The sequence below is a fragment of the Ferruginibacter sp. SUN106 genome (assembly GCF_050611765.1).
In the GTDB taxonomy this organism is placed as follows: domain Bacteria; phylum Bacteroidota; class Bacteroidia; order Chitinophagales; family Chitinophagaceae; genus Ferruginibacter.
This window is the reverse complement of sequence record NZ_JBODJC010000001.1, coordinates 14,716-26,379: the sequence shown is the minus strand read 5'-3', so window position 1 is coordinate 26,379 and position 11,664 is coordinate 14,716. Positions and strand designations below refer to the sequence as shown.

At 36.8% G+C, this 11,664-nt stretch carries 7 protein-coding genes; all 7 read right to left on the bottom strand.

Annotated features, from left to right (window positions below):
• Genes ACQ334_RS00085 through ACQ334_RS00055 form a run of 7 tightly spaced genes read right to left on the bottom strand, consistent with a single transcriptional unit; the run spans position 1 to position 11,662 of the window.
• Positions 1-243, bottom strand: a complete 243-nt coding sequence (locus ACQ334_RS00085) for a hypothetical protein (RefSeq protein WP_430986104.1) — start codon at positions 241-243, stop codon at positions 1-3.
• 44 nt (positions 244-287) lie between these two features.
• Complete coding sequence (locus ACQ334_RS00080; RefSeq protein ID WP_430986103.1) at positions 288-2,525, bottom strand: hypothetical protein; 2,238 nt, start codon at positions 2,523-2,525, stop codon at positions 288-290.
• 6 nt (positions 2,526-2,531) lie between these two features.
• Entirely contained in the window at positions 2,532-2,999 is a 468-nt protein-coding gene (locus ACQ334_RS00075) for a hypothetical protein (protein WP_430986102.1), read from the bottom strand.
• 9 nt (positions 3,000-3,008) lie between these two features.
• The gene (pglX, locus tag ACQ334_RS00070) at positions 3,009-6,725 is read right to left on the bottom strand and encodes a BREX-1 system adenine-specific DNA-methyltransferase PglX (protein ID WP_430986101.1); all 3,717 of its coding nucleotides are present in this window, start codon (positions 6,723-6,725) and stop codon (positions 3,009-3,011) included.
• Between the two features lie 9 nt (positions 6,726-6,734).
• Positions 6,735-10,331, bottom strand: coding sequence for a BREX system P-loop protein BrxC (brxC, locus tag ACQ334_RS00065; RefSeq protein ID WP_430986100.1), 3,597 nt, complete (start codon positions 10,329-10,331; stop codon positions 6,735-6,737).
• Positions 10,332-10,347: 16 nt separating this feature from the next.
• Positions 10,348-10,905, bottom strand: coding sequence for a hypothetical protein (locus tag ACQ334_RS00060; RefSeq protein WP_430986099.1), 558 nt, complete (start codon positions 10,903-10,905; stop codon positions 10,348-10,350).
• Entirely contained in the window at positions 10,892-11,662 is a 771-nt protein-coding gene (locus tag ACQ334_RS00055; RefSeq protein ID WP_430986098.1) for a BrxA family protein, read from the bottom strand. The genes ACQ334_RS00060 and ACQ334_RS00055 overlap by 14 nt, the downstream gene beginning before the upstream one ends.
• Positions 11,663-11,664 lie beyond the last annotated feature (2 nt).

Sequence of the window (11,664 nt, the reverse complement as noted above, 5' to 3'; positions counted from 1 at the left end):
TTAAAGAGAAAACATATCCTCTTTTGCTAATTCATCAGCTTGGCTAGGATGTATCCCATCGGCTACTATTCCATCCCTCATTTCGATTGCTGTCTCAAGTTTTTTTACTATCCACAGTTCTAAGTCATCCTCTCGCTTCAATTCTTCATATAGTGACTTGTGGTTATCCAGTAACCATTCTGCCAATTGGTGAAACCATCTATGATCAGTCAGCATTTCTTGTTCTTCTGTTAACTTTCCCATTTTTTTATTAATTGTTATGGTGACTAAAAGAAATTGTTGTTCTTTTAAAGGCCCCCTAAATCACGGAGGTTTGATTTTTTTATTATTGCTGTATCCAGTTGTTCTTGTGTGGCTGCATCAATTAGCACTGCCTGTACTTGAGTATTGCTGCCAAAGGAAAATTCCTTATCCACAATCGAATTGGCATCAATAGAAATTATGTCGCTGCACTGATATTCCTTATTGCCAGCATATAACTTTATCTGCACTTTTCTAATACCACCAAATAAGTCAGTTGGTGCTTTCGGAGCATCTAACCTGATTATAAACAATTCACTTGGTACTTCATTCAAATCAGTTTTGTTGGAAATAAAAACCTCTAACTGTGACGTTTGGGATTTTATTTTGGAAAACTTGAATTTTGGTATGATAATCTCCTGTGGTGTAAACCCTCCATGCGAAAAACCATATACCCCTTTAGTTTTAAATGGGCGATGATTCTTTGCTGCATACACATAGTTGTACTCTCCATAAGGTTCTTCAAAAGCTAACCATTCGCCGTTAGTTTGTTTATCTTGTGTGCGAAGGAAGCGTTCATGCACTTCTTTTTTACCAGTTGCATTTGGGTCTATCTTGTCTGCTTCATCCAATAAACCTGTAAGCACAAAACCATGATCAGTGATGAGGTGCACTTCCTGATAGCCCATATTTAACAACAGTGCAATTTTATCAACTAACACTGTTTCAAACTCTGAGAATAACTTAATAGCAGCCTGTTGTAATTTTTCTCCGACACTGTCAATGTCTTTGTAAGTTAATAGAAGATAATCCGCTTCTATTCCATAGTTCAGTTGTTCCAACGGAATATAAACAATAGTTTTACTCGTTGTTTGCGACAAACTTGCTTCACGGTCTTTATGCAACGGAAGAACCTTCCTGTTCCCTACATATAAAGCGCTCATATTGTGTTCTGTTTCAGATGGCATATCGGCCATCATGATTTGCTTCTCCACCTTAAAATGCTTTTGCAATTCGTTGGCTACAAAATCAGCGATTTCATACCTGACCCCATCGCCAACGATGACTGCTGTTTTAGGCTTTGCAGTAGAAAACAACTTTGGCAAATAACCTTGCTGATCTGATTTGTATTCGGAATAAAAACCAAACCAGGTTTGAAGTAACAAATGATTCAATCCTTCATAGTATTCCTGCAAAGGACGGATGATGGTTGCGTCATTTAAAAAGATTTCGTACAGATTCCGTATGGCTCTATCCACCTTGGAGAATGTGCCGGTATAATATTCTACAAAAGCATTCAGGTTATTGCAGGCTGATAGTGGATTGGTATCGGCATGAAATAAGGACCAGACATCCTGCCACCATGCAGGTAGAAAAAGTTGAGCCTTGGATGAGAAAATCCGCTTCTTTAGTTTTTGTAGTTTATCGCTTACAAATGATTTATCCCGGACATTCTCTGCAATTTGTTTTAATGCAAGCAGGTCCAGTTTTACAAAGCAATGATCAGGATGAGCACTCCAGGGGTTTGCAGTTCCGTTCAATTTATAGTTGCGGATATATGTATCTAACGATGGACGGTAAGTAGCACTGTCGGCCCATTTATAGTACAAAGCCAACAGCGTTTCAGAAATTTCATTATTTACCAAACCATCAAACATTCTTTTCACTACTTCATCTGCTAATGTCTTTGGCGGCTTGCTGATATATTGTTGACTTAATAATTCATGCAGTTTTTCTTCAAACAATCTTTTAATGTCGGCATCCTTGGTATTTAAATAAGCATCAGGGTTGTGTACAAATGGCAACAACTCATCATCAAGGTTGATAACTTCTTCTAAATCCTGTACTATCTTTTTCCACCAGGCAAGGTCTTTACCAATGCCCAATTTTGCTGCTGTAAGTAACATTGGATTATCTAGCTGCACCTGCAAACCGGCATGATTAAATATTTTTTTCTTTAGCCAATCCTGGGGATGGCTCAGATCGAGGCAGCCATGTGTGAAGCAATAATCAAAAAGGAAACTAAGTTTATCTTGTTGGCGGGTAACATAAAAAACAACGGGGCCATCTTTAAAGGTTGTTTCAGCTTCATGACGTAACATCAGTTCTTCTTTTTCTTGCTGCCATTGTTCAGTAATACTGTTATCTGTTTGAATTACATTAATGTGGTTTTGATGCAGAATAGGCAAAGAAAAACTACACTGGCCTGTAGGATCCAGCATTACAACACGATTGCGGTGTCGCAACAATTTTTTGATGTCTTGTATCAGCCATTGTTCTGTCATGATCTCCTATTTTGTTTTCAAAAGATTATCGATTCGTAAATCACAACTAATTTGTTCAAACCCACTTAAATTATTTTTTAATCCTCTTTCAAGTCCACTCTTAATTGATGAGGCATAACCTTTACTGTTCACAAAATTATCAGCTGCATATTCTGCTTCAATGCCAGAGATTCCAGGATTAAAAACATGTCCTATTTCATGAAGAAGAATAGCAATGAATTCCTTTGGAGTAAATACTTTTTTTTGTTCTACATCAACATTAATGATTGTCAGCCGCCCATTGACAATTAAATCTTGTAAAATTATCGTTGAAGATGGTGAACAACTTCTTATAAATTGAACATTTAATTCTACAAGCTTATCTATTTCCTCTTCAGTTAGTAAATCAAATAATTTATCCAAGTCGCCGCCGATATTATATAGCTGAAAGAAACTTTTGTTTTTAAACAATGAATAAAATTTATTTTTTTTCATAATAAAGGTTTACCAATCTGCATTTAAATATTTCTGTAATTGAGAATTTTTACCGGAAGCTTTCAGCACTTCCGCTTTCAACATTCCCTTTGCCTGAAGTGGTGCAATGTTTTTACCTACTCCATCATCCAGTTTAGGATCGTAGCCTTCTGCTATCAATGCATCTATCTTTTTGGCGAAAGCTTCTATTTCCTGTAATTGCAGGCGGATGGTCTCTTTTTCTGTTTGTGCCTGGCCGGTTGTATTATCTGCAATTTGCTGTAAGCGGTATTGCAGGCTTTCGGTACGTTTGCTGAGGTAATTGCTTTTTATTTTGTACAAACTATCCCTGTTCCATTTATAAATAATGATGTATGCTTCAAAGCCCTGATGCTCTCCGCTGCTGAGATGCCAGATGAATGGTGTTTTGGGCAGGTACATAAACAGGTTGAGATGATCGCTGAAATTTTTGAAAAAATATTGCTCTACATACTCATTGATGGGGCGGCCCACCAAGGCATCTAGTTGCATGATCTGTGCCGAGGTAAAACCCTTGCTGGAACAATATTCCTCAAATCGATCCATTAAACGTGGCTCGCCGGGTAATCCAACCAAGGGTACAATGCCATCTTCATCAGACATTAAAATAGTACGAAAGGCATCTGCCAAAAACTCCAAAGCTATTTCAGCAGCACGGGCTTGCGGCAATATTTTGCTTTCTTTAAACCAATACCAAACATTGATGGGATTTACCTGGTGACGAATACAAAATTCTTCGAGATCATTATTACTTTGATACAAAGAGCCAAACTCAGATTTAATTGCCTGAACTTTTTGTACATCAAATTCAATTGATTCAAGGTTGGCTATATGCTTATTTACAATTTCCTGTTCTGATGCATGTTCCAATTGGTAGGCTTTTCGGGCAACATTTAACACCGGTAATTCACAGACTGGTTTGCCCATCTTGGTTTCCACTTGAAGCCGATCTTCTTCACTTAAATCATATACTTGGAAAATAAGCTGGTTGATAACAGCTTCATTCAATAGCACCTGAGTTATTTGAGCATTTTCATAATTGAGGTAGGTTATTAAACGTTCTTTTGGAGAACTATTGGTATAAGCCAAAATTGGATTTAACTCATAATTAGTTTCTATGATCTTATAAGTACAAAGCAGTTTTTTGATATCAATATTTTCTTTGGATAAAGCTGATATGTTATCCATGATTAGTTGGGGTGCTAAGACATATGGTATTCTTTCAATGTCCCCGACTTGTGTATTAACTGTGGGATTTAAACAATGAAGAATATAAAAAACGAGTTTCGAATTTAACAGCCCTAAGAAATAATATAAGTTTTCGCTTTTATTGGGAAATATACCGGCACTGCCGCTATCAAATACTGAATTTTCCGGCAATAATCTAAAAGATGCACCTTTAGAACCAGCATTTGGGTACGTTACCCCCTCCAAGAAGTATAGTTTTTCACTTCGTAATGTGGCTTTGTATCTATCCTTATCATCCTTATAGTTTCTAATTTCATACCCTCCATTTGCCCAGTTTACTACAAGCCAATTATTGCCATACCATCGATTAAATGGACCACCTTTAGGATAGTTTTTCCATTTATTATTATCTTCAATTGATTGTGAAATATTTTCCGAGTCTACCTCCCACCATAGTCTCAAAAATCTTTCATTATTCCCAGACGTGAGCCCTCCTCCTGCTGAAACATATTCTTTCAAACTTTTTTCCATAAATGTTTCTCTGAACTCATCACTTAACCAATAGATAAATGGCCAACCGTCAATGATTTTCAGCTTTGACTGATCTAATAAATAAACTCTATTATTTTTCCTATTATTGATTGTATCATCATAAGCAACTTCTAAAGATTTCTGCTTTGCTTTTTCTTGTTGGTTTGCCGTGATATTAAAGTAAAGCCCATCTGTATCTTTCGCTTTCTTGCTCAATACATACCAGGCCGCATCTAATAATATACCTGGGCCAAAGAGATTTACTCTATCTAAACCATAGTCTACCAAAATATCTATATGGGTATGTTCAATAATATACTTCCTTACATGTTCAAAAGCCCGAATAAACATGAAGGTATGGGGATGAATAAGAGCAATATAACCTGTTTGGTCTGTCAGCTCGCAACATCGTTTAATAAAAGCTCCATAAAGATTTGTATTGAATCTGTAAGGCTGTCGGTAGTTTGCATCAATAAATAATTTTAACTCAGTCCCAAAGTCAGCACTATCTGTATAAGGAGGGTTAGCAACCGCCACATCATATTTTTGCGTAAGCAATTGAAGAAACGTAATGGCATCTTGGGTTTTTGTATTCAGGAAGTTTTGCCCTTGCCTGGCCGTATTTTTTGCCACTGCTTTTTGCAGATTGGTGAAGAAGTTATCTCGGAAATTTTCGTAATTAGCTAATGTTTGTTCTTCAAACAATCTTGTCTGCGTTTGTCCAAATTGCTGTACCAATCCATGCAACCGCAAACTGAATTTTTCTTCGAGGCGTATTAACGCACCAAACTTGTGGGCTTGCTGTAAATCGGCCCAAAGGTCGGTTACAATTTTTTCCAGTTCAGGGCTTAATCGCTGTTCACTCTCAAACAAATGCTTTACAGCAGCATATTCCGGCAAATAGAAATCGGAGCTTACAATATTGAAGTGTTCAATTTTTGCATTACGTTTTTTTCGTTTAGCTTTTATGTACAAACCTAATTGAGCCAACTGTATTGCACGGTCATCCAGGTCAACCCCATGCAGATTGTTAGCAATGATAAGTTCCGCAATTTTGCGGTCGTCATAATCTGCACCATAGTTTTCAATCTGGTCTGTATATAAATCGTAAAACAGATCGAAGCCATACAACAGGTAATTTCCGCTACCTGTGGCTGGGTCAATCATCCTGATTTCTGTCAACGGTTTTGGTTCTCTTGTTCTTGTCTTCGGTGCATTTGCAATTTTGTAACGATTTTTAATATCGCTGTCGGGGTACATTTCCAGATATAGTTTGCCCAAACTGTTGTCCACTAAAAACTTCACTACCCAACGGGGGGTATATACCTGGCTTTGTATGCTTACTTTATTAAACTCAGTTTTTTCGCCACTATCCTTGTGTGCTTGTTTCTTTGTGTTATTATAACTTTCGTAAAGCCAGCCTAAAACATCATCGCTTTGCCAAATGGCATCTTCTACCTGGGTATCTGTTTCCACTTGGTTAAAGGCATTCATGATGCCGCTCAACTCAATGGCAGTAGGCAACAAATGATAAGGATGCTGCGGACTGAATAAAGGAATATCTGTAGACAATGAAGCCAATTGATCTTCCATAAAACGAACTAAGCCTTCCATTTCCTCACTGCGGCCATCTGGGTTTTGTTCTAACCAATGTTTGTGGGCAAAAGAACGATCACCGTGCTGGCTTCTTCGGGTAACAATTTCAGAATGTAGTGTGTGGGCTTCCATTACTTTTAATGCTGCCAGTCGGTTGAACAAAGTGAATGTAAATTCCTCTACTAACTTTTCATAAGCATCGGCTATGCTTCCTGTTTCTTCAAGAAACACTTCTCTTATTGTCTCAACTCGTTCCCGATCCTCCCGGTATTCTTTTAAAACTTCTTCAATTGCTGTATACTTATTTATCGTAATGCCCATACGTCCCAATCTGTTCCTGAAAGCGGAGTCAATTAGTTTTCGTATGTGTTCGGTATGATCAGATAGCTTCATCTTAAATTATTAACTGTTGATTTCAATTTCATCATCGGCTGCAGCTCCTGATATTTTTTGCAATTCATTTTGCAACCAAATCTTATACTCACTCACTTTTACCTTCTTACCGGGTAAGGTAGCTGAGAATGTTTTTTTGGTTGGGGTTGGTGGTGTTCCCGGTACTGGCTTTGGTGGAGCCGTTTTAATGAGACCCGACTTGATGATCTCTAACTCTGTTTTATTACTATTGAATAACTGAATGAATGATAGCATTTCAGAATAGGTGAACCTGGTTTGCTTGTCCTTAACATCATAATCAATATCAACTGATGCAGCGGTACGCTGTGAAGCGTATTGCAGAATGTTATTTGCTTTGGCATTTGCTTCATCATTCAAACCTGCTGGCAGCGTAGTAATTTCTTTCAATAAAGCATCCGCATCTTTTTTCAATATGCTGTATTTAGCTGCCATATCCGTTGCAGCAGTCTGCATCAATTGAAAATAAGCATCTTTTATTTTCTGAACCGTATCCTGTAATGATTTGAAGTTCTTTACCACTTCGCCTTTATACAAGCTGCTGAAAGTGGCAACCAATGTGGTGATATTGACATCTGCCTTTGCTGCCTTGGTTAACTCATCCGAAACACCATCAGCAAAAGCTTTCCATTGGCGTATCTTATCGAGGTTATTACGAATGAATTTTTCTGCATCCACTATTTCTTTAACAGCTTTAGCATACATATCTGTTTGAGTAAGGTAGCTTTCTGCCTTATCAATGTAATTTGCTTCACTTACAGCACCGGTGAAATTTCCTATCTGATCTTTACTGTTTTCAAGGTTGCTGAATAAGGAATCAAAATCTTTATTCTGTCGCTTCATATCATCCACCTTATCACAAAAACGTTTAGCCAATTCCCGAACAGCATTTACCAAATCAAAATCGTTGGTATTCCAATCGATCTTTTTACCTGTATGGGTTTCACATTCCATTTCCTGCAAGGCAGTAACTATGCTGTTCTTTTGTGTAGTGTTTAATGATTTTGCAATCGCCTTAAATGAAGCCTTTCTAAATTCTCTTGCGTTACCAAATATGTTTGCCACACCATCGTCCTTCCAGGAGAATTTTTCAGAACCATTATGCTTGGCCATTATTTTTCCACCACGCATTAAAGCTGCTACTGTGGTTATTACTGTACCAAACCCAAACCCTGTAGGTGGTTGCTCCAGGTCTTTTTCAAGTGTAGCACCGTCTACAAACGTATTCCGTATTTTAAATAAGATTTGTTCAGCCGGCTTTAATGATTCTCCAATGAAATTTCCTTGTGCATCGAAAAATTGAAAATCTGCACCTTGCCCGGTAAAGAATGTATGCAAGCGTTGGTTATTGCCTTCTTTAATAATGCGGTCGGCAACAGCATCAGATAATTGAGCAGAAAGGCGTTGGCTGTATACATTCTGAATGACCTGTCTTTGCAATCCATTGACTGTAGTTTGCCAATTGGTTTTATCTAACTGAGCCGTATTATACAGATAGATGGAATTACCCTCAACCAATGATTGCTCTACCAATTCTTTAAGCCAGTTTTCCTTTGTAGATCGTTCCGCTTGGAAAGCCCGAACAATAATACCCTCATCAGAATTTGGATTTGAATATTTTTCTTCAAGGTATTTAATGCGTTCTATTTCATCCAGCAACTTGTCAATTTCTTTGAAATGATTGTTGTCGGGTGCAAGCCAGATTACATCCTTGTCATTTTGGAACTGTGTTTTTATCTGCTCTATATCTGCACTTCTATCATCCCCGTAACTGTAAAGGCTTTTCACTTTTAGCTTCAATTGCTTTAAACCCGGATTAGTTAATTCGTCATCATTGTCAGATGTTATATAGAAATCATAAGGTGTGTTGTTATCATTGATCTTACCCAATGCCTTGATGAAGGCTGCATTTTTGAAGGCCGCAATCACTTGCTGTTTTTTCTTGAATATCTGAACCGGGTATTGGTTCATTTCATCCAACAAACGTTGTTCAATATCAGAAGTAATGCGATACGTGCCATTGGAGAGTAGCAATATCTTATGTTCCACCAATGCTTCAAGTGCCATGGTAATTATAGCCTGTGAAGCATGGAAGTCTTCCGGTGCTTTGATATATGCTTTTACAATATTGCTTAACGACGTTGGAGCAACTTCTGCTTCCGTTAAAAAGTGAATCGTTTCTAACAAATGACGGCCCGGTAAATCTATTTTCTCATTTCTTAAAATAGTCTCTGCATTAGAAAAACGGTTTACCAACCTTACCGGCGGCTGTGGTTGTGCTTCTTTAGCAATTTGCCAACCTGTTGCCACATTGTATATTTTCTCGTTCTGAATTTCATGTTTCAGAATATCGTAAGTAGTTATAATCATGCCCCTTGCTGCGACTTTGGTAGAAGCATAGCCCTGCCTGCCAAACAAAAAATTCTGCAACAGACCAAACTGGTTTTGATAGAATGGGTAATAAGTAACAAATGAATCTACCGATTCAGTTTTACCTGCACCGGTAAGCCCACTATGGTCAGCGATTTTGCCCGAGTTACTTTGATAATGCTCTTTTAGTTTCTTCACAGCGGCATCATTCTTTTTCAAAAGACGGCTGCGAATGATCACATCTACTTCAGTAGCTTCCAGGTGTATTTTAGTTTTAAAGCGGTCAGTAACTTTCGTGAGTTGAGCTTTGCTTACATTTGAGTTGTTGATTACATCATCCAGTTTTTCCTGGGCAATGGCAATAGTCCAAACCTTACCACCTAATGATGAAAGTGATTCACTCAAACCTTCTAAATCGAGTAAAGTGAATTTCTTTTGATTGATTGCTTCACTGGCTTCATCAAATAGAAAGACAACTTTTTCGTCTTTTACTGCATTAAAATAGTTGTTTAATTCTTCTTTCAACTTTGATGCACTGAACTCATCAATTTCCCTGCGGATGGTAGTAAGAATATTGTTGTAGTCTGCTTCTGAATTACCTAAGCTCAGATGTATCTCCTTTATTTTACCAATATAAACAGTACGATTGTTTTTTAACTCAGTCCATGACTTGCCCAGCTTGTCTTGCACAAAATCGGTTACGTTGCTATAAGCAGCATCGCACATTAAGGAGAACAATAAAAAGCCATGTTCATTTTCTGGCAGCTCCAAAGATTTTAAAAAGTTACGGAATAAAGCATAAGCAAAGCCTTTGGAAGTATCCTGCTTTGCAATATCCATAAACACCACACGGGAATTGATGCTATTCAATTTGGCAATAGAATTTTTTACCAGTGCTTCATCATCAATGCCTGTAAAACGTTGCAGTATTCTATCCCTGGCGGGTGTGCCACTGATAAGCCTGTTGCTCATCATATACCCCAACAGTTTACCAAAGTAAGATTTACCTGATCCATAAAAACCAGAAAGCCAGACACCAGTTTCGATAATATTAGAAGTATAAATAGACACAAAATTGCCATACTCCTTTGCCAGGCCGTCTGTAATAATATAGCTTTCTATTTCAGATTGAATGGCAGCTTCTGAAATATCTTCTAAGTCAATAACATTCTTAATGTCTTCCGTTAAATCAATTGTTAGTATATCTTTTATAAGCATGTCAGAAATTTCTTTTTTATTGAATAATCATACAACGGTACTTAGATGCCGGATGCTTACCCAGGAACATAATTCTATCAGGCTCAATTGTACCGGGATATAGAATAATAACTGGTAAAGCCGCTTTCATTACGATTTCATTTTCCATAATATGGATGTTATGAATACCCGTTCCATATAATGAGCCAGTATTTATTAAAACTGGTACTTTATCATTTTGTAATGCATTTTGAATTTGCGAAATGATTGCTTTAAATAAATCATCAGATTCTTCACCAGCGGGAGCCTTAAAGATTTCATGCGTAGCAGATTGAAGTAAATTATATAATTCTATCAATTGATTTTTGTGATCAGTCACGAAATCAACCAGACATTGGTTCAAATCAATTATTGAATATTTCTCGGAAGGTAACATCTCTCCCAGATGGGCAATGTATTCCGTTTCTTTCATTGGTTCGCAAACTAGCAAAATTGAATTACCTCCATTAGCATTTAATCTTATTTCTGAACGCCTGTCGGATTCGACAAGACGTTTAGCCTCCATTATTAAATGCGCTGGATTATTTAATGGCATGGTAAATATTTTCGTAAGGGATTGAGGTTTCAATATTTAGCTTATCGCCGGTGTATTGTAGTTGAAAGTATTTTGAGAATTTCTTTTGCAGAACTCTTTCAATAAACAGAGGTCGTTCACAAAAAGAATATTTCAACCACTTGCTTTCCATCAGATTTTGTTTAGACTCTATTGCAGTTATCCAATATACAAACAATATAAACATCTTATCGTTTAAGTATGGATGAACAATAGTTTTATGCAAAGCCCCTTCCATCAAATGAAACTTTTTTAGCAATGTTAAATACTTGGATGCAGTAATTTTCAAAGTTGAATCCGACCATTTTTTTAATTCGATTTCTCTTTCCTTTAAATCTTTTAAGCAAGCAATTACATCATCCTGCTTTATTGTAATCCTTCCACTATAAAAAGATACAAAATACAAATTCTCATTCAGGTATTTTAAAACATCATTATTATATGATGAATTCCAAAATAATAGTATAAGGCTATCACTTGATATTGATTCCTGATTAAGCATTGAACTTATTATCAATTCAATGTTACTGTTTTTAAATTTCAGGAATGTTGAAAATATAGCCTTTTCAAAACGTTTTACGGATTTATCAGTTTTAATAGATGTATAAGTGTGATGATCTTCCTTCAATAATAATCCACTTCTATCTTTACCTAAAAAGTAACTAATCAAACTTAAATCTGGTAAGCCTCCTAAAATATTTATGTCGGAATTAATTTCCATTGATATCTTCTGTTCCATTA

Coding starts and splice junctions, on each gene's coding strand:
- ACQ334_RS00085 (WP_430986104.1), bottom strand. CDS start 243: ATGGGAAAGTTAACAGAAGAACAAGAAATGCTGACTGATCATAGATGG.
- ACQ334_RS00080 (WP_430986103.1), bottom strand. CDS start 2,525: ATGACAGAACAATGGCTGATACAAGACATCAAAAAATTGTTGCGACAC.
- ACQ334_RS00075 (WP_430986102.1), bottom strand. CDS start 2,999: ATGAAAAAAAATAAATTTTATTCATTGTTTAAAAACAAAAGTTTCTTT.
- pglX (WP_430986101.1), bottom strand. CDS start 6,725: ATGAAGCTATCTGATCATACCGAACACATACGAAAACTAATTGACTCC.
- brxC (WP_430986100.1), bottom strand. CDS start 10,331: ATGCTTATAAAAGATATACTAACAATTGATTTAACGGAAGACATTAAG.
- ACQ334_RS00060 (WP_430986099.1), bottom strand. CDS start 10,905: ATGCCATTAAATAATCCAGCGCATTTAATAATGGAGGCTAAACGTCTT.
- ACQ334_RS00055 (WP_430986098.1), bottom strand. CDS start 11,662: ATGGAACAGAAGATATCAATGGAAATTAATTCCGACATAAATATTTTA.